This is a genomic window from Neorhizobium galegae bv. orientalis str. HAMBI 540, assembly GCF_000731315.1.
Classification (GTDB): domain Bacteria; phylum Pseudomonadota; class Alphaproteobacteria; order Rhizobiales; family Rhizobiaceae; genus Neorhizobium; species Neorhizobium galegae.
Genome location: NZ_HG938353.1, coordinates 820,265 through 840,474 on the forward strand (window position 1 = coordinate 820,265; position 20,210 = coordinate 840,474).

Sequence of the window (20,210 nt, forward strand, 5' to 3'; positions counted from 1 at the left end):
GTGGGTCAATTTGAAATTTGACCCTTAGCTTTGTAAGGGCCACGGATAGCAGGCTGCTTTGCTTCGGCGGCTTCCACCAGCGCAACAATATCCTTCATTTCCCAAAGACGGTCGCTGATGCCTGCGGCCATCGCTGGGGACATGCGCAACGTCTTATGGATACGAACGAAGTTATAGTACATGAAATGCAGAGCGACCGCATAGGCGTGGTTTTCGACCTTCTTCGAAAAGGCGTTGGTAAGGCGGGTGAAGCGGCGCATGTGCATCCGCATTGTGAGGTTCTGGCGCTCGACATACGATGTGCTGATATAGGCCGCATCCGGGTTGCCGGTGATCGGAGTCTTCTTTAAGCCGACGCAGTCACCAGATGAGAACCGAACACTTACGCCATCCTTCGGCGCGGCGCCGTAGAGCTTGAACAGCATGGCATAGTCATCGGCACCGAATGCACCTTCAACGGCTTCAAGGTAAGCCCTGTGGCCATCTGAGGTAAGCTGGGCGCGGCTGGCGAGACGCGAGGCAACATCTTCCATGAATGCCGAACCATATTCAGTATCGCGACCGCCAACGAGATAGGAGACGATTAGCTTGCTATCGGCATCAAGCGCGGTCCATGTCCATGTGTCTCCAGCGCCTTCGGGAGCGGACTTCGCATCCTTGACGTTCTTCGCCTTGGCGTAGGTGAAAGACCAGATTTCGTCGCACTGAATACGGCCGGACTGAACATAACGGACATTCTGGTCATGGTACTCGGCACATGCCTTGCCAGCATCAACGAGAAGCTTTGCAATCGTGTTCTTGCTCATACCCATGATGCGGGTGATGGCGCGGATCGACTGACCTTCATAGAGCATGTGAAGAATGCGGGAGCGGGTTTCGGTGTCGAGCTTGTTCATGCATTCAAACTAGCACATTCACAAGTTCAATCAAGCATAAGGGTCAGTTTGCGATTTTGCGCAAGTTGGATTATTATGCAGAATCAAAAGCGCGTCATAGGGTGCGAACATGGATTATAAAACGCCGGGGCAGTTGATCGAGGCCCTTCTAGCCGAGAAGGGTTGGTCTCAACGTTCTCTTGCCGTCATTCTCGAAAGAGGTGAAACGAGCGTCAACAAGGTGATATCCGGGCAAAGCCGGATGAGCGCAGAAATGGCCATTGCCCTGGAAGAAGTGTTTTCGGTGAAGGCCGAACGCTTCTTAGAACTCCAGCACAAGTATGACTTGGCTAAGGCAAGAATTGAGGCCAGACCTAACCCAGATCGGGCAAACCGGGCGAAAATCTATGGCGACCTCCCCGTAGCGAAGATGATTGAGCGCGGATGGATTTTAGCTGATGGCATCCGCGACACTGACAACGTCGAGCGAGAGTTATGCCGCTTCTTCGGTGTGAATCGATTGGAAGATGCAGAGATATTGCCGCATGCGGCGCGCAAAACTCAGACCAGCATAGAAGCAACACCCGCTCAAATGGCGTGGCTCTACCGGGTTAAGTCGATAGCGGAAGGAATGTTGGTTGGCACATATTCGCCCCAAGCTGTGGAGGCTGCGATAGCGAATATCAGGCCGCTCTTGGGTCATGCGGAACATATGCGCCGCGTACCTCGAATTCTAGCGGAAGCGGGCATTAGATTTGTAGTTGTCGAGGGGTTGCCCGGCGGGAAGATCGACGGCGCGTGCTTCTGGCTCAATGAGCGTTCGCCCGTCATCGGCATGACGCTTAGGTTTGACCGCATAGACAACTTCGTTTTCGTCCTTCGTCACGAAATGGAGCACGTTAAGAATCGTGACGGTTTGAATGGAGGCGCGATGCTGGATGTCGATCTTGGCGGCGATGTCCATGTGGAATTGGAAGCAACCGTGGCTCAGCAAGAGGCAATCGCAAATGCCGCCGCCGCCGAATACTGCATCCCATCAAAAATGATGGACGCCTTCATCAAGCGAAAAGCACCGTATTTTTCTGAAGTCGATCTTATCGGCTTCGCGCGGACCATGAAGGTCCACCCCGGCATTGTGGCAGGTCAACTTCAAAAGAGGACGGACCAATACCATAAGTTTCGTCAACACCTAGTCAATGTGCGTGAGTTCATAGTTCCCAGCGCCGAAACGGACGGCTGGGGCGATATCCACCCCATCGAATCATAGGAAAAAGAAATGGCTGGCCCGAAAACCCTCCAGAAATTGATCGCTCTATACCGGATAAAGACCGGCGAGACTGAAATGGACCCTGCGAAGATTGCAGACTTTGCAATCCTGAACGGGATTAAACTCCCGACTCCTGCTGACCCTAAAAAGCTGCTTGTTCAACAGATCAGCCAAGCAGCCCGTGAAGAGATGCGGGTTGATCGTGATACAGGTCGGCCATACCGGGCCTATCATTCCTTGCCCGTTCAACAAGGCGGCGAGACGTTGTTCTTTTGGATCGATATTGAGGACGCGACCCGCCCACAGATGGTTCGGTCTACCAATCGTCGTCGCGAACACGTGGTCGGTGAGCTGGTCCAGCTTAGCTTTGATTTGGATCATTGGGCCGCAGCCAATCCCACGGACAAGCCGATAGAAGTGGAATATGACTTTGCTTTGGACATCGAGTGGAGGAAAGCGGCTGGCGACGAGGCGCCGGCGGCGGCCTAGGCGCTCTTCTTCCAACGAGCTTGCGCAGCTATCGACGCGATCTCCGATCGCTGTTCCGGGGTTAGCTTTTTCGCGCGAGCTTTTCCGCCCTTCAATCCACCCTTGCGAGCGCTCGCAAGCGGCTTCTTATCCTCGGCTTCTCCCGTTGCCAAATCCACAATTGACTTAGCAAGTTGGTTCGGGTCGCGAGGGCGTTTTGGTCTGCTAGGATCGCTCATCGCTACCCTTCAACTCCCAGTTTGAATAGTCAACTCCACCATTCCAGCGCAAAACTTCGAATCCGCATTTGAGGCAATCGAAGTGCCCACGCTCTCGGTTAGGCAATTCCTGACATAGTGCGGTATGTATAGCCCTACATTGTGGGCAACTATGGTCGGTTGTGTATGGAGTTGATCTGCTCATTTTGCGAATATGCCACTCGGCTAGACCAATTGGAAGGCCGGGTTTCAAACTGACCCACTACCGACGCGGCGTCACTTCACCGCGATGACGACCTTCCCCTTCGCGCGGCCGGTTTCGACATAGTCCAGCGCCTCGTTGGTCTGGTCGAACGGGAAGACCCGGTCCATCACCGGGCGGATATGACCCGCCTCGATCAGCGAGGTGATCTGTGCGAGCTGCCCGCCGTTCGCAGTCATGAAAAGAAACGAATAGCCGATCTTCCGGCGTCCCGCTTTTCTCCTGATGCCGAAGCTCAGCAGGCGCATGGCCTGTTGAAGCAGCCAGCCGGAGCCGTTCTGCCGGGCGAAATCCGGATCGGGCGGACCGGAAATCGAAATCAGCTTGCCGCCCGGCTTCAATACATTCAAGGATTTTTCCAGCGTATCCTTGCCCAGGCTGTTCAGCACGACGTCGTAGCCCTGCAGGACTTTCTCGAAGTCGTCCTTCTTGTAGTCGACCGCGATGTCCGCGCCGAGACTTTTCACGAGAGCGACATTGGCGGTGCTTGTGGTCGTGGCCACATGGGCTCCGAGATGCTTGGCGAGCTGGATCGCGATGGTGCCGACGCCGCCGGAGCCGGCATGGATCAGGACCTTCTGCCCCTTCCGCAGGTTGGCCCGCTCGACAAGGACCTGCCATGCCGTCAGCGCGACAAGCGGGATGGATGCAGCCTCCACCATGGTGAGGTTGCTGGGCTTGATTGCCACATCGGCCTCGTCCATGGCGATATACTCGGCAAATGTCCCGATGCGATCCTGGGCCGGACGGGCATAGACCTCGTCTCCCGGCTTGAACTTCCGGACCTTGGGTCCGACCCGGACGACGACGCCCGCCACGTCGTTGCCCAGCACCAGCGGAAGGCGATAGGGCAGGATAAGCTTGAATTCGCCGTCCCTGATCTTGTTGTCCAGGGCGTTCACGCTGGCGGCATGAACCTCGACCATGACATCGTTGTCGCGCAATGACGGTTCGGGTATTTCGCCGAGCCGCAGGGCGCCGCCTTTGCGATAGCGATCGATCAGGAATGATTTCATCGGACTGACTTTCGTTTCCGTGGTGGCCGGCATCGCCGGCGGGCCTGCGATGAATGCTCAGGCGGGAAGCCCGTTGAATTTCCGAAGGTTCTTGTCGACAATGGTTTCGGGCAGGAAGCGACGTATGAAGCGGACCTGTCCTGCCATTTTTCCGGCAGTGTAGCGCCGTTTGGGCAATGTCGCATTGGCGGCCTTTAGGACGGCTTCGGCGACTACCTCCGGTGCATCTCCCTTCGCGACGGCTTCGCGCATCAGCTGCTCCGCACCGGCGCGAACCTTATCATAGACGGAAAGCGGCCGGTCCGCGCGCGTCAGGTTCTCCTCGAAGGCGGTGCGGGTTAAACCGGGCTCGACAAGCACGACGCGGATGCCCTGGGTCCGCACTTCATGGTCGAGGGACTCCGAATAGCCTTCGACGGCGTGCTTGGTCGACGCATAGAGGCCGTTGAAAGGAGCCGGGATCAGCCCGAGTATCGAACTGAGGTTGACAATGCGGCCCTTCTGCTGGCCCCTCATCACGGGCAGGACGGCGTTCGTCATCCGGATGATGCCGAACACGTTGACGTCGAAGAGAGCCTTCGCCTGTTCCGTGGTGGATTCCTCGGCGCCGCCAAGCAGACCGACCCCGGCATTGTTGACGAGAAGATCGATCCGCCCTGCGCGGCGCAGAACCTCGTCAACCGCATTTTTGACGGATGCGTCGTCGGTCACGTCGCAGATCAGCATCGTCACCCCGTCCACCGTGTCGGCCATCGGCTTCCGGCTGGTGCCGAAGACAAGATATCCATCCCGCCGCAGCGCCTGCGCCGTCACCAGTCCTATTCCTGAGGAGGCACCCGTAACCAGGGCAACGCCACGTTTTTTCTTGCTCATCGGCTCTGCTTTCATTTTGTGATGGAACATCATGGAGCGATCAGTTACTATCAAATCCGTATGAAGTCACTACTAAAAAGATATCGACATGAAGAATCTTTCCGACCAGCCCTGCCTGATCGCCCGAAGCCTGGCGCTTGTGGGGGATGCGTGGAGCATGCTGATCATGCGCGACGCCCATGCGGGGCTGACCCGTTTCGATGAGTTTCGCAAAAGCCTCGGCATCGCGCCGACCATGCTGACGGGACGGCTTTCAGGCCTGACCGAGGAGGGGCTCCTGGAGAAACGCCGTTATTCCGATCGTCCGCCACGGGACGAATATGTGCTGACGGAAGCCGGCCGCGACTTTCTGCCGGTTCTGTTTGCGATCGGCGCGTGGGGACGCAAGCATCGCGGCGGGGGCAAGGTGACCCGGTTCTTCGACGCCGAAACCGGAACGGAAATCGATCCCGTCACCATCGATCGCGCGACCGGCGCTCCGGTCGGAACACGTCCTATCCGGATCGCGGCACCCGAATAAGCCCCCTTCAAGGCAGAGGGAGCGGCGTCCGGCAACTCTGGTTGAAAGCTCGCGTCCCGTGCCGGATTGCTCGCCTCGCGAGCGAGGAGCACACGGGAAGCTGTTCGAAACACAGCTTTATTACTTGTCATTCAAGTAAGTTAAGGGGGACAATCGGAGCTTCACGCAATTCTTCCGGTATACCGAGGCTTGCAGAAACGTTAAAGATTACCGCAACAGTCCAGTTTCATCCCGAATTCATTCCGATGGCACCCCGATGAATGCAGAAGGCACGCTGGCAGACCGCCTCTACGAGGCAGCCCTGGTTCCGGAGCTTTGGACGGAAACTTGCGAGAGGATTGCCCTGGAGGCCGGGTCCAGCACCGCCTCGATCTTCACCGTCGACGGCAGCGGCAATCATCGCTACGTCACCACTCCGAATATTGCCGAAGCCTTCGCCCAGTTCGTGCAGAGCGACACCCGGCTCGACAATGTTCGCCCCCTTCGGGCCATGCAACGTTCGCCCTTTTCGTTTGTCCGCGTCACCGATCTCCTGAGCGCGGAGGAATTTGCCAATGATGCGATCCAGCGCGACATCATCGAGCCGCACGGCATGCAATGGGAGGCGGGTTGGGCCTTCCAGGAGCCGACCGGGCACGTCATCGTCATCACGCTGATGCGCGCCAAGGGCCTGACGCATTTTTCCGACGAACAGCTGGCGCGCCTCGATCTCTTGAAGCCGGATCTCGCCCGGGCTGCCTATATGTCGTCGCGGCTCGCCTTCAACGAGGCGAGATCGATGACCGAAACGCTGTCTATGCTCGGACTGCCGGCGGCGGTGATCGGCGACGCCGGCCGGGCGATCGCCATGAACCCCGAGATGGAGACACTGAGCCCGCGCATCCGCACCGGCGCCGGCGATCGGCTGATATTGGAAGGGGCGGGCGCCAATGCCCTGCTGGAGGAGGCGATCGCGCATTACAAGGCGCAGGCTTCGCCGGCCGTGCAGTCCCTGCCGATGGCGGGACGCGCCGGCGCGCCACCGCTGATCCTGCATCTGCTGCCGGTTCGCCGCGCGGCGCGCGACATCTTCTCCCGTTCGATGGCGGTGCTGGCCGTCACCCAGGTCGGGCAGGTCGGCCCGCCGGACATGCGGGTGCTCTGCGGCCTCTTTGACCTCACCCCGGCCGAAGCCCGCGTGGCGCGCGGCATCGCGATGGCCCAGACGCCGGAAATGATCGCCGCCTCGCTCGGCATCTCGCTCGAAACCGCCCGCTCGCATTTGAAGAAGATCATGCTGAAAACCGGCACTACCCGCCAGGCGGAACTGGTGCTGCTGCTTTCAGGGCTGAATGCGCCGAGCTTCAGCGGCGGTCGGCCGGAACCGTGAACGCCTCGAAAAGCGCGCCCGGGTTAAATCGGCCACATTCCTTTGTTGAATAACCCGCACGCACGTGGTTGCAATTATTGGCTCAGGTATGGGAAGGGTGCAGCCTGTTGTTGCATAGCCTATAGTCAATTGATTTCGCATTGGGTTGTAGAATGAAATACAGACCGGAAATCGACGGCCTGCGGGCCGTCGCTGTGGTTCCTGTCCTTATATTCCACGGTGGTTTGGGTTTCCGCGGCGGATTTGTCGGCGTCGACGTCTTCTTCGTCATCAGCGGTTATCTGATAACCTCGATCATGTATCGCGAAGTCGAAGGGCGCAAATTCAGTCTCGTCCGCTTCTACGAGCGGCGCCTGCGACGCATCGCTCCGGCGCTTGTTTGCGTCTGCCTGGCTTGTCTGCCTTTTGCATGGGCATGGATGCTTCCCTATGAGCTGCGCGACTTTGGTCGCAGCCTCTATCAGGTAAATCTGTTCGTTTCGAACTTCTATTTCTGGAGTAAAACCGGCTATTTCGATTCAAGCAACGACCTGAAGCCGCTTTTGCATACGTGGTCTCTCGGCGTAGAAGAACAGTTCTACATCATATTTCCTGTTGTTCTGATGGCGTTGCGCCGGTTTCGTCGCCAGTTCGTTCTGGCGGCCATCCTGCTGTTGAGCACGGCGAGTTTCCTTGCCACGCAGGCCGTGCCACTGTTCGATCCTGCGGCGAATTTCTATCTTCTGCCCACGCGCTTCTGGGAACTTGGCGTCGGCGCCAGCATCAGCCTGGCGAATTTCGATGGAGAAAAAGCCCGCCATGGCGGGTTGGCGGCGGCTTGCGGTCTTGCGATGATCGTCCTGTCCTGCTTCTTCGTTGAAGGCGGGCCGTATTATCCCGGCTGGCAGACGCTGCCCGTCGTGGTCGGAACCGCGCTGGTTCTTCTATTTTCGTCTTCAGAGAATCTGGCTGGACGGCTTCTTTCCGCAAGAGCCTTGGTGTTTGTCGGTTTGATCAGCTACAGCCTCTATCTCTGGCATCAGCCCGTCCTGGCCTTCGCGCGCTTGCGGCTGTTCACCAATGACTTGAGCGCTTTGACATCCGCTCTTCTCCTTTGCGTCGCGGCGTTGCTTGCGGTCGTCAGCTACTATCTTGTCGAGCGGCCGTTTCGCGACAGGAACCGCGTTCGGACGAAGGGGTTCCTTGCCCTGGCCGGCGTTGCGGTAGCCGCCAGCATCGCCTCCGGGATCATGTTTGAAACGACCGACGGTGCCGCGTTCAGGGCGCCGGGTCTCTACGAGATGACCGAGGTGAGCACGGGGCTGAGCAAGAACTGTAACGGCAAGATGGCGCCTGAATGCTCCACGTCCGATAGTCCCGAGATCGCGGTGTGGGGGGATTCCTTCGGCGCCCATCTTGTGGAAGGTATCCTGGCGTCGGCCCCCGATGTCAAACTCGTGCAGTTCACCAAAAGCCTTTGCGGACCGTTCACCGAAATTACCTACCCGGTCGCCAGCGACGGTCGCAGGTCGCCCGAAGGCTGCCTGTCCCGGAATAGGGACGTCCTCGACGCCATGGCGACAACCAAGACGCTTCGATACGTCGCGATAGGCGTCAATCTCGACATCTATACCGAATCCGAAACGTTCGTTCGGAAGGACGGGCAGAGTGTTCCAGCAAGCCGGGCGCTGCTCCTGGACAGTTTTTTAGGATCCCTGTCCCACTTGCGGCAAATGGGATTGAGCCCGGTGGTTTTCGCGCCGCCTCCGCAGACGGGAACCGATGTCGGCGGTTGTGTTGCCCGGTCAAGATTGCTGGAGATCGCGGCCGACCGCTGCGATCTGTCTGCTGACGACGTGAACCGGCGAGGCCGCGTTGCGACGGACATCATGAATGTCGTGGCGCGGGACTATCCGGTGATCGATCTGGGCACCGGCCGGTGCAACGGCACGACCTGCCGGGTTTCCGAGGATGGCGTCTCCCTTTATGCAGATGCGGGACACTATTCCCAGGGCGGAATACGGCTGCTCGGAAAGAAGTACCATCTGTACGATCTTATCGTGAAGGCGGCGACTGAGGGCTGCGGTAACGGCTCTGTCCCGGCTGCCCGACCCGCCGGTATCTGCCGCCCTTGAGAATATCCGCCGGCACCCCTTGACCTTCCCATGATGGGAAGCTCCACATAGCGTGGGACAGTGAGACATCCCAACAAAAAAGGGGAGATTGCGCCCATGAACGAGACCGTCAAGCCGATCCACAAGGCCGAGCCTTTTACCGTTCCCGTCGAGGGCATGACCTGCGCCTCCTGCGTGCGCCGTGTCGAGAACGCCGCGGCCAAAGTGGCGGGCATCGACAGGAGCGCCGTCAACTTCGCGACCAAGAAACTGACGGTGGAATCGGCCGAAGGCTTTTCGCCGGAGGAACTGACGAAGGCGATCAGGAAGGTCGGTTACGAAATTCAGCCAGGCGCCATGGACCATGCGATGCGCGAGGCGGGCATGATGCCGCTCGTGCCGCCGACGGCGCATGCCGGGCACGAGCACCACCACGGGCATCACCCCGACCATTCCGCACCGGACGCACAGGCCCACATGGACCATGCCGCCATGGGGCACGACCAGGCGGGCCATGCCGGCGGGCATGACCATATGCATATGCACCAGGGCGAGGAGGGCGTGCTGAAGCGCGATCTGGCGATCGCCTTCGTGCTCACCCTGCCGCTGTTCGTGCTGGAAATGGCAGGCCACCTCTACGACCCGTTCCACCACTGGCTGATGGGCGTGATCGAGACGCAGAACCTTTATTATCTCTATTTCGCACTGGCGACGGTGGTCGTCTTCGGCCCCGGTTTCCGGTTCCTGAAGCTCGGCCTGCCGGCGCTGCTGCGCGGCGTGCCGGAGATGAATTCGCTGGTCGCGGTCGGCGTGCTGGCGGCCTATGGTTATTCGCTGGTGACGACGTTTACCCCGGACCTGCTGCCGGAGAGTGCCCGCTTCGTTTATTATGAAGCGGCCACGGTGATCGTCACGCTGATCCTGTTCGGCCGATTACTGGAGGCACGCGCCACGGGCCGCACCGGCGAGGCGATTGAGAAGCTGAGCCGACTGCAGGCGAAGACCGCCCGCGTCGAGCGCGACGGCAAGCTCTTGGATATCCCGACCGAACAGGTGGTTGCCGGCGACGTGCTGGTGATCCGGCCGGGCGAGCGAATTCCGGTCGACGGCACCGTCATCGACGGCTCCTCGAATGTCGATGAATCGATGATTTCGGGCGAGCCGCTGCCGGTCGCAAAGGCGGCCGGCGCGACCGTGGTCGGCGGCACGATCAACAAGACCGGCGCCTTCCGTTTCCGGGCCGACAAGGTCGGCCGCGATACCATGCTGGCCCAGATCATCCGCATGGTCGAACAGGCTCAAGGGTCGAAACTGCCGATCCAGGGACTGGTCGACCGGGTGACCGCCTGGTTCGTGCCGGCGGTGATCTTGGCTGCCGCGCTGACTTTCGGCGTGTGGTTCTTCGTCGGCCCCGAGCCGGCGCTCGCCCATGCGCTGGTCAATGCGGTCGCCGTGCTGATCATCGCCTGTCCCTGCGCCATGGGGCTTGCCGTACCGACCTCGATCGTCGTCGGCGGCGGCCGCGCGGCCGAACTCGGCGTGCTGTTCCGCAAGGGCGAGGCGCTGCAGGAGTTGCGCAATGTCCAGCTCGTCGTGGTCGACAAGACCGGCACCGTCACCAAGGGCCGGCCGGAACTGACCGACCTGGTGACCTCGCAAGGTTTTGCCGAGGACGAGGTGCTGGCGCTGGTTGCCAGCGTCGAGGCGCAGTCCGAACACCCGATCGCCGAGGCGATCGTCAAGTCGGCCGAGGCCAAGGGTCTGGTCGTGCCGAAGGCGGAAAAGTTCGCATCGGTGACCGGCTACGGCATCGAGGCGGAAGCGGACGGCCGCAAGATCTCGGTCGGCGCCGACCGGTTCATGGAAAAGCTGGGGCTCTCCGTCGAGGTGTTTGCGAAAGCCGCCGCCCGGCTTGGCGACGAGGGCAAGACGCCGCTTTATGCGTCTGTCGACGGCAAGCTGGCCGCCGTGATCGCGGTTGCCGATCCGCTGAAACCCTCAAGCCGCGACGCGATCAGGGCGTTGCAGGCGATGGGCGTCGAAGTGGCCATGGTGACCGGCGACAACCGCCGCACCGCTGAAGCGATTGCCCGCCAAGTCGGTATTAAAAAGGTGGTCGCCGAGGTCCTGCCGGAGGGCAAGGTGAAGGCGATCCACGAGATGCGCGCCAACGGGAAAAGGCTCGCCTTCGTCGGCGACGGCATCAACGACGCGCCGGCGCTGGCCGAAGCCGATATCGGCATCGCCATCGGCACCGGCACGGACGTGGCGATCGAGAGCGCCGATGTGGTGTTGGTCGGCGGTGAGCTTTCGGGCGCCGTTTCGGCGATCGCCATGAGCCGCGCGACGATGACCAACATCAAGCAGAACCTGTTCTGGGCCTTCGGTTACAACGTCGCGCTGGTGCCGGTTGCGGCCGGGGTGCTTTACCCGGCCTTCGGCTGGCTGCTGTCGCCGATGATCGCCGCCGGCGCCATGGCGCTGTCGAGCGTCTTCGTGCTCGGCAATGCGCTGCGGCTGAAGGCGGTGAAAGTGGGAGAAACCAGATGAATATCGGCGAGGCTTCGAATGAGTCCGGCGTTTCGGCCAAGATGATCCGCTATTACGAGGAAATCGGCCTAATCCGCCCGATGGGCCGCACCGGCAACAACTACAGGGTCTATGGCGATGAGGAAGTGCATATCCTGCGCTTCATCAAGCGGGCGCGCAATCTCGGCTTTTCGCTCGAAGAGACCGAGACGCTGCTGAAACTCTGGCAGGACAAGAGCCGCGAAAGTGCTGCCGTCAAGGAGGTGGCGACCGCCCATATCGGCGACCTCGAACGACGCATCGCCGAGATGCAGGGCATGGTCAAAACGCTGAAACACCTCGCCAACTGCTGCGGCGGCGACAACCGCCCCAACTGCCCGATCCTCGATGATCTGGCGGGGGATGGTACGCCAGTGCCGGCGGCGAGGAAAAAGATGAGACAGACTGCCTGATGCCTTTACGCCAGCATGAGGCAAAACAGCGCCTCCTTCCGATCTCCCCCTCAAGGGGGAGATGCCCGGCAGGGCAGAAGGGGGGGACCGCTCCGCATATTCTTCGGCCACTGCATTTTCCGCACCGTCGCCACCCCCCTCTGTCATCTTCGATGACATCTCCCCCTCAAGGGGGGAGATCACTGGAAGAATGCCGCACCGGCTTTGCTCCTATTTGCGCTTGATCTGCTCACTGCATACTTGACCTTCCCTCCATGGGAAGCTGCACAACACATTTATCGAACAAGGAGATTCGGATGACTGCGATTTTCACCGTGCCGGACATGACCTGCGGCCATTGCGAAAAGACCGTGCGCGGCGCGCTGGCGGAAGCCCTGCCGGGTGCGGTCGTGGCGATCGATCTGACGGCCAAGACGGTGGTGATCGAAGGCGACGCTGCAAAGGCTGAAGAGGCGATCCGCGAGGCGGGGTATTCGCCGGAACGGGCAGCGGTCTGAGGTCTCCCACACTCGTCATGAAAAATTCAACATTCTGACGACCGGCCGTATGGCCAAGGGCACCGATGGCAGCGACCTGCTGATCTTCGTTTCCGACAACAATTTCTCAAAGGAACAGAAGACGCAGTTCATCGCCTTCAAGGTGCTGGCACGCCCCTGATGAAGCCGCCGCACCTCGAGACCTTGCTCCACCTTGTCGCAAGGTGGAGCATTGAGACGGGTCTCGAAGCTGCGGCTTAAAACTTCACGCCGATGCCGACATTGATGACATGCTGGTTGAAGTCGAAATCGGCGCCGCCAAGGCTGCCGTTGCCGAAGTCGTTGTAGCGGTATTCGAGGCGGCCGAAGATATTGTCGGTGAATGCGTAGTCGACGCCGGCGCCGACGGTCCAGCCGTTGAGCATGTCGTCGTCGTCAAAGCCGCCGCCGTTGATATGGGCGGTGGTGGCCGTCCAGCCGGCTGCCGCGAAGATCAGCGCCCGGTCCATGGCATAACCGACGCGGCCGCGAACCGAACCGGAGAAGCCGGTGTCGATGTCGATGCCGCCGGGATAGCTGTTCTCGTTCCAGTCGTAGTTGACGTCACCTTCGATACCGGCGACGAAACCGCTGGAGAACTGCCAGTTATAGCCGACGAAACCGCCAAGCCTCCAGCCGTCGAAATCGTCCGATCCGCCGCCGGCGGCATCGCCGCTGCCCCAGGCATACCCCGTGTGGGCACCGATATACGGGCCGTTCCAGGAGAACACGACGGGCGTTTCGACGGCTTGCGGCGCTTGCGGGATTTGCTCGACGGCGTCGGCTGCGTAAGCAACGGAAGAGGCGGTCATGGCGGCCGACGCTGCAAGAATGAAAAGAGCCTTCATGGATATTCCCTCCGATTGGTTGGCAAAAACGCAAATAGCGCGATTTACTTGGAAAGCTGTAGCTAAAATACAACATCGGAGAGAATCTGCAATTGCGCCTTAAGGTGCTGAAAATGCGAAGGTTTAATTTTTGGCTTTTCCCTTGACCTCAATCATGCTTGAGGTTGTAGCGTCCCCGGGACTGAAAAACGGATAAGAGGCAGGGCGTGTTGCAGGATATCAATGTGGGCTGGTCGAGGCTTCTCAGAGGCCGCGAAGGGGCGATGCTGGGGCTGATCTCGGCGGGGATCGGGCTGCATGCCTTCAACCAGTTCGCGATCGTCGCGGCGCTGCCGCCGGCGGCGAAGGAGATCGGCGGCACGGGTTATTTCAGCTGGGCCTATACGCTCTATTTCCTCGGCTCGATCGCCGGCGGCACGGGCGCTGCGGCGATGCGCGACCGGTTCGGCGCGCGTTTCATTCTGCTTCTTTCGGCGCTGGTCTTTGCGGCCGGCGGGCTGCTGGCGCTGTCGGCGCCGGCCTTTTCCTGGATCATGGCCGGGCGTTTGCTGCAGGGCATTGCCGACGGGTTGATCGTGGCGATCTGTTACAGCCTCATCCCCGCCAACTTTCCCTCCCCGCTGATTGCAAAGGTGTTTGCGGTGGAGGCGATCGTCTGGGCGGTGGCGGCAATTGCCGGGCCGTTGGCGGGCGGGCTTCTGACCGAGGCCTATTCCTGGCGGGCGTCGTTCCTGGCCGTCTCGCCCTTCGTGGTTCTGCTGGCCGTCTTTGCGCTGACCGCGAAGGTGAGGGTGACCGAGGCGGCGCCGGTGCCGCTGTCGGTTGCCACCATTTCGCTCTGTCTTGCGGCCTCCTTCGTCCTGTCGCTCTCTTCGGTGGTGACCGGAGGGGCGATGCAGGCGGTGGCGGTCGTGGCGGGCGCGGGGCTGTTCCTGCCGGCGCTGAAGCTCGACGGGCGGATCGGACCAAGATTGTTTCCGGAGGGCGCCTTCCGGCTGGGGTCGGTTCTCGGGCACGGGTTCTGGGTGCTGTTCCTGATGTCCGCGAGCCACTCTGTCGGCAGCGTTTACCTGGCGCTGATGATCGATGCCGTCTTCGGTTTCCGGCCGGCGGTGGTCGGTTATCTGGTGGTGACCATGGCGCTTTCCTGGAGTGCTGTCGCGGTGGTCGCGAGCAGGATTACGGCGCTTGCTCCACGGCATCGGTGGATGCGCGCAGGCGCGTTGTTTCAATTGGCCGGTTTCCTCTGCCTCGCCGCCGCGTTTGCGAGCGGCTCGCTGGTGCTACTGCTGGCGGGCCAGGTGGCAATCGGCACGGGTTTCGGCGTCGCCTGGGCAAGCGTCAACCAGGCGGCGATGGAAGCGGCAGCAAGGCAGGAGCGCGATCTCGCAAGTGCCTTGCTGCCGACGATTTCGACCGCCGGTTACGCGATCGGCGCGGGGATCGCTGGCATGATCGCAGGTGCGACCGGGCTGGTTTCGGCGTTGGAGAACGGCAACGCCGGCGGGCCGGCCATGTGGCTCTACGGGACTGCGGCGGCCGGTGCGCTGCTGACCTTCCTCCTCGGTTTCGGGGTGCGGCTGGCCAAGCCTTGAGCGGCGCAACAAAAGCGCATTTTGCTTGTTCGGCGGGACAGATTTCCCATATTTGAAGAAAAGGTCGCCGCATCCCGGCGGTCAAAGGAGTCCTTCCCGTGTTCCAGTTCGACAATTCCTATGCCCGCCTGCCGGACAGGTTTTTCGCTTCCGTCTATCCCGAGCCGGTGGAGGGGCCGAAGCTTCTGAAATTCAACGCGGAGCTGGCTGAGGAGCTGGGCGTCGAGGCAGATTTTTCCGATCCCGCCCGGCTGGCGGCGATTCTTGCCGGCAATGTCGTGCCGCCCGGCGCCATGCCGATCGCCATGGCCTATGCCGGCCACCAGTTCGGCAATTTCGTGCCGCAGCTCGGGGACGGGCGGGCGATATTGCTGGGCGAGGTCGTCGACCGCAACGGCAAACGCCGCGACATCCAGCTGAAGGGCGCCGGACCGACGCCCTATTCCCGTCGCGGCGACGGACGCGCGGCTTTGGGCCCGGTCCTGCGCGAATACATCGTCTCGGAGGCGATGAATGCGCTCGGCGTGCCGGCGACGCGGGCCTTGGCGGCTGTCGCGACCGGCGAACAGGTCTATCGCGAGACGGTGGAACAGGGCGCGGTGTTCGTGCGCGTCGCGGCAAGCCATGTGCGGATCGGCACCTTCCAGTTCTTTGCCGCCCGCGGCGACAATGACGGGATCAAATTGCTCGCCGACTACGTCATTGAGCGGCACTATCCGGAGCTTAAAGTCGCGGAAAACCCCTATCTGGCGCTGCTGCAGGGTGTAGCGGCGCGGCAGGCTGATCTGATCGCCCGCTGGATGGGTATCGGCTTCATCCACGGGGTAATGAACACCGACAACATGACGATTTCGGGCGAGACGATCGATTTCGGGCCTTGTGCCTTCCTCGACGAATACGACCCGATGAAGGTGTTTTCTTCGATCGACCAGGGCGGGCGTTATGCCTATCGCAACCAGCCGGGCATCGGCCAATGGAACATCGCGCGGCTGGCGGAATGCCTGCTGCCGCTGCTCGACGAGGACGAGGAAAAGGCTGTGGAAGCGGCGAACGCCGTGCTGAAGGCCTTTGGCGAGCGGTTCCAGAAGGAGTGGATCGGGGTTTTCCGCGCGAAGATCGGCCTCGCGACCGAGGCTGACGGCGATGGCGACCTGATCCAGGCGCTGCTGGCGGCCATGCATGAGGGGCAGGCGGATTTCACCTTGGCCTTCCGGCGGCTTTGCGGGGCAGCTGCCGGGACGGAGGGGGATGAGCTTTTCCTCTCCTCCTTCTCCCATCCGGCCAAGGCGCGGGAATGGCTGGAACTCTGGGGAACGCGGCTGGATGCCGAACCGCAGAGCCCAACTGAACGGGCAAAGACCATGCGCTCGGTCAACCCGGCGGTCATTCCCCGCAATCACAAGGTCCAGGAAGCCCTTTCGGCCGCCAATTACGGCGATTTCAGTTTCTTCGAACGATTACTGGAGGCACTGGAAAAGCCTTTCGAAGAGCGGCCGGAATTCTTGGGCTACATGCAGCCGCCGGAGCCTGAGGAGCGGGTGACGCAGACGTTCTGCGGAACGTAAATTAATTTTTGCTAATTAGGAAAATAGTCCTTGACGGCGTGACGGCTGTTTGGTAGGTTTTAGGCACAGTCGAAGAATTGCGCCGGCAAGTGGCCTTCGGGCGGCCGGTGGCAAGACTTCCAGTCAAATTGGCCCGGTCCCAAAAGCCGGGCCTTCTTTTTATCTCGACAATCGGCAGCGGGGGACGCGCGGCGACCGGAAACGGGGGCGGCGGGATTTTCTGCGCCGAAATTTTGGCTCCTGTTTTGGCCCCCGGGGATATCCCAGATGGATGAATTCGAGACGTTCGATCCGGCGCTTTTCGGGCTCTGGACGGAGGCCCCCGTCTATGGCGACGGGGTCGTCATGGACGATTCGGCGCTGGTCGACGCGGTGCGCGGCGTGCTGCTGGAGATCAAGTCGGTTGAGGGCGCATTCTCTCCCGGCGAGGAATTGCGGCGGCTGTTGAACGAGATGACCGTCGAAATGCGCGACCAGTTCTCGACCTTCCGGCGGATGCGGACCGCGGCGGAGGCGGCGCTCACAGATGGCGACGACGCCGCCCAGAAACTGGCGCGTGCCGACGTGAAGGCCGCGACCGACGCCATGTCGCTGATCGTCCGCACGCTCGAAAAGGTCGACAGCCTGCAACGCCAGCTCGCCCGCGACCGCGACGAGGCCGCCGAGCGCGATGCGGACGAGGGTGGTTATGAGGAGGCCAAGGTCCGCTTCCTGAAAATGATCGAGGATCGCGCCAATGAAAACGCCTATCGGCTTTTCGAAGTATGGAAGCGGCATGGACCTCCGCCCCTCGTTTTGGAGAGGTTTGGACACGCGTCCTCCGAGCCAACGGACCTTGCTGCGAGCGCAGGAGAAGATCGCGGTCAAAGCCTCAAAGGGGGCGTCGGGGTTGAACAGGGGTCTGCGGACGATCACGGCTGCGCGGGAGGAATATTGCGAAGCCGTTGTGAAAAGCACGGCCTTGAGAAGCGTGATTGAGCAAGGAAACGCCGGGCGCGGCAAACGCCCTCTGATCTCCCCCCTTGAGGGGGAGATGTCACCAAAGGTGACAGAGGGGGGTGGCGCCGCGAACTCAACTGTCGAAGAATGTGCCGCAGCACCCCCCTCTGCCCTGCCGGGCATCTCCCGCTCAAGGGGGGAGATCGGTCTGCCGCACGGGTCTGCTCCTTTAAGCGAGCACGCTCCGGAGCGGAATGACGAGTCCGACACCTCTCTGATGGGCTTCACGCTCGATCATGAACGCGACTGGGATATAAAGGGCCGTCGCGACCAAAAGCCGCCCGAGGGCGACTGGCGCACCTGGTTGATCATGGGTGGGCGCGGCTCGGGCAAGACGCGGGCAGGCGCGGAATGGATCCATGGGCTCGCCTCGGCCGGCAGCAGGTCGCAGCTCAGGATAGCGCTGGTGGCGGAAACGCTGGGCGATGCCCGCGAAGTGATGATCGATGGAGTGTCCGGGATCTGCCGGATTGCGCGGAAGAACCGGCCGGATTTCGAGATTTCTCGCCGGAGGCTGGTCTGGCCGAACGGGGCGATCGCGCAGATCTTTTCCTCGGAAGATCCTGAAAGCCTACGCGGCCCGCAGTTTCATTTCGCATGGTGCGACGAGCTCGCCAAATGGCGGCATGCGGAGGAAACCTTCGACATGCTGCAGTTCGGGCTTCGGCTCGGAGCCGATCCGCGCCAGCTGGTGACGACCACGCCGCGGCCGGTGCCGATCCTGAAACGGCTGATTGCCGATCCCGGCACCCGGCTCGTGAGGATCTCGACCCAGGCCAACGCCGGCAATCTTTCACCCGGCTTCATCTCTGCGTTGGAGGCGCGGTACGGAGGAACGAGGCTCGGACGGCAGGAACTGGCCGGCGAGCTGATCGAAGACCGCGAGGACGCGCTGTGGAAACGCGCCGACCTCGAAGCCTTCACGATCCGCTTTACCGGTGCGCTCCGGCGCATCGTCGTCGCCGTCGACCCGCCCTCGGGTTCGGGCGAACATTCCTGCTGCGGCATCGTCGTCGCCGGATTGGAAGCGAGCGGCCGGGCGGTGGTGCTGGCCGATTGTTCGGTCGAAGGAAAAACCCCGGCGGGCTGGGCGAACGCGGTGGCGCGCGCTTATGCGCGCTTCCAGGCGGATCGGGTGGTGGCGGAAGTGAACCAGGGCGGCGAGATGGTGACGGCGATGCTGAAAAGCGTCGACGCAGGCCTGCCGGTGACGATGGTGCGAGCGACGCGCGGAAAATTCCTGCGCGCCGAGCCTGTTGCTGCCCTCTACGAACAGGGGCGGGTGGCGCATGCCTGGCGGTTTGCCGAACTCGAAGACCAGATGTGCGATTTCGGCCCGGACGGCCTGTCTTCAGGCCGCTCGCCCGACCGGCTCGATGCGCTGGTCTGGGCGCTGACGGCGCTGATGCTGGAAGGTCATGGAGAGCCGCGCGTGCGCGGTGTTTGAGCGCGGCTCGCGCTTCAGGTGATGATGATCAGCGCGGGGTAACCGGCTTCGGCTGGGCGCTTTCGCGCATCTGCTTCCATTCGGATTCGATCCGCTCGACGACATGCTGCGGGATCGGCTTGGAAGGGGCGGCCGGTGCGGGCTGCTGCATCATCATGATCTCCTGTTGTTTAGAAAGCCGACAAGAACGTCGTGTGACGCCGTTGGTTCCATACCGTTAGAAAAAAGTAAACTGCCGCCTAAAGGCTTAAAACGATTTAGTTTTTCTAAACCGATTGAAACCCTGCGACGCGGTATGGGAGTAGGCACCAGATGGCTCACAACCGGCATGCTTTCTTTGATTTGGTACGCACGAAGCTGTTCAAGGGCAGGCTCGCTACCGGCCAGGTGGAGGGGCTGACGGCGATTCTCGATGGCTGGCAGGCAAGGGTCGGCCAGGATGAGGCGCAGCCGCTCGCTTATGTGCTGGCCACCGCCTTTCACGAGACGGCCGCCACCATGCAGCCCGTCCGCGAGACCCTGGCTTCCAGCGACAGGTCGGCGATTGCGCGACTGGAGGAGGCTTTTGCGGCGGGTCGGCTAGGGTCGGTGAAGACGCCCTACTGGCGGCTGGACGCAGACGGAAAAAGCTGGCTCGGCCGCGGACTGGTGCAGCTCACCCACAGGCGGAACTACGAGGCGATGTCCGCTGTGACCGGGATCGACCTGGTGGCCGATCCGGGCCGGGCGATGGAGATGCCGGTCTCGGTGGCGATCCTGATCGAGGGCATGCGGCGCGGCAGTTTCACCGGCCGCAAGCTCGGCGACTATTTCGGGCGGGGCAGGACGGATTGGCTGGGCGCCAGAAAAATCATCAACGGCAATGACCGGGCGGAGTTGGTGGCGCGGCATGCGCAAGTGTTCACCGAGGCGCTGGACACCAAGCCGCATTGAAGCCCACTGCAGGCCATGATAGCAGGCCTCCGCATTGCTGGAGGTTCCATGATACGCCACATCGTATTTTTCACGGCGCAAACGGGCGAGATCGAACGGGTACGGGCAGGTCTTTCCCTGCTGACCGGCAACCCGCATGCGCTGACCCTGGAGATCGGCACCAACGTGAAGAGTGACCAGCTCGGCAACGAGGTCGACCTGGTGGTCTACGGCGAATTCGAGGATGCGGCGGCGCTTGCCGCCTACAAGGCGCATCCGGCCTATCAGGCCTCGATCGATATCGTCCGCCCGATCCGTGAAATGCGTGTTGCGGCCGATTTCGACAGCGAAAGTGCGGTGAAATCGCCCCTGCCGCTTCCCTGAAGC

At 61.4% G+C, this 20,210-nt stretch carries 19 protein-coding genes; 14 read left to right on the forward strand and 5 right to left on the reverse strand.

The window, feature by feature from the left end:
• Window positions 1-5: 5 nt before the first annotated feature.
• Window positions 6-896 (reverse strand): transposase, encoded by an 891-nt coding sequence (locus RG540_RS04205; RefSeq protein WP_038584946.1) that lies wholly within the window; start codon window positions 894-896, stop codon window positions 6-8.
• A gap of 109 nt (window positions 897-1,005) precedes the next feature.
• Between RG540_RS04205 and RG540_RS04210 the strand changes: the two genes are divergently transcribed.
• Together RG540_RS04210 and RG540_RS04215 are read left to right on the forward strand one after the other, a co-directional pair.
• A complete protein-coding gene (locus RG540_RS04210) occupies window positions 1,006-2,142 on the forward strand; it encodes a HigA family addiction module antitoxin (protein WP_038584949.1) in 1,137 nt (378 codons plus the stop codon).
• 9 nt (window positions 2,143-2,151) lie between these two features.
• Window positions 2,152-2,631 carry a hypothetical protein gene (locus RG540_RS04215; RefSeq protein ID WP_038584952.1) on the forward strand — a complete coding sequence of 160 codons (480 nt, stop codon included), beginning with the start codon at window positions 2,152-2,154 and terminating at the stop codon, window positions 2,629-2,631.
• A 473-nt stretch (window positions 2,632-3,104) separates the two neighbouring features.
• On the opposite strand, the gene RG540_RS04220 is transcribed toward RG540_RS04215, so the two are convergent.
• Both RG540_RS04220 and RG540_RS04225 read right to left on the reverse strand, forming a co-directional pair.
• On the reverse strand, window positions 3,105-4,106 hold the full coding sequence (locus RG540_RS04220; protein WP_038593020.1) for an NADP-dependent oxidoreductase: 1,002 nt from the start codon (window positions 4,104-4,106) through the stop codon (window positions 3,105-3,107).
• 57 nt (window positions 4,107-4,163) lie between these two features.
• Window positions 4,164-4,979 carry an oxidoreductase gene (locus RG540_RS04225; protein ID WP_038593023.1) on the reverse strand — a complete coding sequence of 272 codons (816 nt, stop codon included), beginning with the start codon at window positions 4,977-4,979 and terminating at the stop codon, window positions 4,164-4,166.
• An 88-nt stretch (window positions 4,980-5,067) separates the two neighbouring features.
• On the opposite strand from RG540_RS04225, the gene RG540_RS04230 reads away from it, so the two are divergent.
• The 6 genes from RG540_RS04230 (at window position 5,068) to RG540_RS04255 (ending at window position 12,439) form a co-directional block, all read left to right on the forward strand.
• The gene (locus RG540_RS04230) at window positions 5,068-5,499 is read left to right on the forward strand and encodes a winged helix-turn-helix transcriptional regulator (protein ID WP_038541217.1); all 432 of its coding nucleotides are present in this window, start codon (window positions 5,068-5,070) and stop codon (window positions 5,497-5,499) included.
• Between the two features lie 256 nt (window positions 5,500-5,755).
• The gene (locus RG540_RS31050) at window positions 5,756-6,868 is read left to right on the forward strand and encodes a helix-turn-helix transcriptional regulator (protein WP_051909235.1); all 1,113 of its coding nucleotides are present in this window, start codon (window positions 5,756-5,758) and stop codon (window positions 6,866-6,868) included.
• A 152-nt stretch (window positions 6,869-7,020) separates the two neighbouring features.
• Window positions 7,021-8,982: an acyltransferase family protein gene (locus tag RG540_RS31055; RefSeq protein ID WP_051909236.1), complete on the forward strand. Its 1,962-nt coding sequence runs from the start codon at window positions 7,021-7,023 to the stop codon at window positions 8,980-8,982.
• Window positions 8,983-9,078: 96 nt separating this feature from the next.
• Window positions 9,079-11,511: a heavy metal translocating P-type ATPase gene (locus tag RG540_RS04245; protein WP_038584956.1), complete on the forward strand. Its 2,433-nt coding sequence runs from the start codon at window positions 9,079-9,081 to the stop codon at window positions 11,509-11,511.
• On the forward strand, window positions 11,508-11,942 hold the full coding sequence (gene cueR, locus RG540_RS04250) for a Cu(I)-responsive transcriptional regulator (protein ID WP_051909237.1): 435 nt from the start codon (window positions 11,508-11,510) through the stop codon (window positions 11,940-11,942). The genes RG540_RS04245 and cueR overlap by 4 nt, the downstream gene beginning before the upstream one ends.
• A gap of 296 nt (window positions 11,943-12,238) precedes the next feature.
• Entirely contained in the window at window positions 12,239-12,439 is a 201-nt protein-coding gene (locus tag RG540_RS04255) for a heavy-metal-associated domain-containing protein (protein ID WP_038584957.1), read from the forward strand.
• Window positions 12,440-12,675: 236 nt separating this feature from the next.
• Here RG540_RS04255 and RG540_RS04260 read toward each other — a convergent pair whose 3' ends face one another.
• Entirely contained in the window at window positions 12,676-13,305 is a 630-nt protein-coding gene (locus RG540_RS04260; protein WP_038584960.1) for an outer membrane protein, read from the reverse strand.
• Window positions 13,306-13,511: 206 nt separating this feature from the next.
• Between RG540_RS04260 and RG540_RS04265 the strand changes: the two genes are divergently transcribed.
• From RG540_RS04265 to RG540_RS04280, 4 genes are all read left to right on the forward strand, one after another.
• Window positions 13,512-14,900, forward strand: a complete 1,389-nt coding sequence (locus RG540_RS04265) for an MFS transporter (RefSeq protein ID WP_157884575.1) — start codon at window positions 13,512-13,514, stop codon at window positions 14,898-14,900.
• 71 nt (window positions 14,901-14,971) lie between these two features.
• A complete protein-coding gene (locus RG540_RS04270) occupies window positions 14,972-16,465 on the forward strand; it encodes a protein adenylyltransferase SelO (RefSeq protein ID WP_038584967.1) in 1,494 nt (497 codons plus the stop codon).
• A 267-nt stretch (window positions 16,466-16,732) separates the two neighbouring features.
• Window positions 16,733-17,443: a hypothetical protein gene (locus tag RG540_RS04275; protein WP_065814409.1), complete on the forward strand. Its 711-nt coding sequence runs from the start codon at window positions 16,733-16,735 to the stop codon at window positions 17,441-17,443.
• 238 nt (window positions 17,444-17,681) lie between these two features.
• Window positions 17,682-18,911, forward strand: a complete 1,230-nt coding sequence (locus RG540_RS04280; protein WP_038584970.1) for a DNA-packaging protein — start codon at window positions 17,682-17,684, stop codon at window positions 18,909-18,911.
• A 28-nt stretch (window positions 18,912-18,939) separates the two neighbouring features.
• On the opposite strand, the gene RG540_RS33445 is transcribed toward RG540_RS04280, so the two are convergent.
• Window positions 18,940-19,068, reverse strand: a complete 129-nt coding sequence (locus RG540_RS33445) for a hypothetical protein (protein ID WP_258719024.1) — start codon at window positions 19,066-19,068, stop codon at window positions 18,940-18,942.
• A gap of 155 nt (window positions 19,069-19,223) precedes the next feature.
• Here RG540_RS33445 and RG540_RS04285 point away from each other — a divergent pair, with 155 nt between their 5' ends.
• Window positions 19,224-19,844 (forward strand): chitinase, encoded by a 621-nt coding sequence (locus RG540_RS04285; protein ID WP_038584973.1) that lies wholly within the window; start codon window positions 19,224-19,226, stop codon window positions 19,842-19,844.
• A gap of 48 nt (window positions 19,845-19,892) precedes the next feature.
• Complete coding sequence (locus tag RG540_RS04290) at window positions 19,893-20,207, forward strand: Dabb family protein (RefSeq protein ID WP_038584976.1); 315 nt, start codon at window positions 19,893-19,895, stop codon at window positions 20,205-20,207.
• Window positions 20,208-20,210: the final 3 nt, after the last annotated feature.